This is a genomic window from Roseomonas sp. TAS13 (assembly GCF_001950415.1).
Lineage (GTDB): Bacteria > Pseudomonadota > Alphaproteobacteria > Acetobacterales > Acetobacteraceae > Roseomonas > Roseomonas mucosa.
In genome coordinates this window covers 1-978 of record NZ_BDLP01000710.1, presented here as the reverse complement: position 1 = coordinate 978, position 978 = coordinate 1, and the positions used below count along the sequence as shown (strand labels likewise).

At 67.5% G+C, this 978-nt stretch carries 2 protein-coding genes; both read right to left on the bottom strand.

Annotated features, from left to right (window positions below; genetic code table 11):
- A partial coding sequence (locus ROTAS13_RS25030) for a hypothetical protein (RefSeq protein WP_216348752.1) occupies positions 1–496 on the bottom strand: 496 nt, incomplete at its 3' end.
- Between the two features lie 2 nt (positions 497–498).
- A partial coding sequence (locus ROTAS13_RS25025) for a lytic transglycosylase domain-containing protein (protein WP_075823706.1) occupies positions 499–978 on the bottom strand: 480 nt, incomplete at its 5' end.

Here is a 978-nt window from a genome sequence, read left to right as displayed (position 1 = left end):
CCGGATCGGCGGGCAGCGGGTCGCCCTTGCCGATCCCCTTCAGGCCGAGCGAGCGGCCGAGCGTCGCGCGGGCCGCCCGGAAGAAGAGGGCCTGTTCGCGTCGCAGCGCATCGAGATCGAGCTGGCGGCAGTAGCGCGACGGCGCGGCCCGGAAGTAACAGAGCACGGCCAGGGCCAGCATCAGCAGGGCAGCCGGGATGCGGAAGAACCTGCCGACACTCGTCAGCAGAGCGAGCAGCTGCCAGATGGTCGCCCGCTCGGGATGCGCGGCCATCACGAGCGCGTCCTGTTCAGCATAATCGCTGGTGAAGTGCGCGATGAGCTGCATCTTCCAGTGCTGCAGCTGGAACACGCCCCAGGTGATCTCGGCATGGTAGTAGGTCCAGAGCTGGTAGGCGCCGAAGCCGAGTCCGATCAGGATGATCGCGAGGCTGATGGCGACGTAATCGTCGTTCGACGCCCAGGCGGCGCGGCCCTGGCCGGAGGAGTGAATCATCGTCAGTCTCCCGCCGCCAGCTGTGGCCCATTCGCATGTGTGGCCAATCCCTGCAGGCGCAGCGCCTGGCGTAGCACGAGGCGCAGGTAGGTCGTTTTGTGCTGTGTGGAGTGGGAGTGGTAATAGCCCACGCCCTCCCAGAAATCGCCGCGCGCCTCGTCGATTCCGGTGCGCAGGATCCAGGCGCCCGCCTCGACATTGGCGCAGAAATTGTTGAGCAGCGCATCGCGCGTCGCGGCCTGGCTCGCACGCCAGTGCCGGGCAATGGCCGGAATCCAGATCTGGTTCACCTGCATGGGGCCGATGTCCACCGTATCGTTGGTGTTCTGACTGACCCGCCCGAGCGTGCCGCCCTCCACGTTGAGCAGGATGACCAGCACGCCGGGCGGCAGCCGGTGCGCGGCTGCGGCGGCGTTGATGCACCTTGTGACCATGGCGACGCTGGCCTCCGATGGGGCGGCGTTTGAACCCTGGTCCCGGGC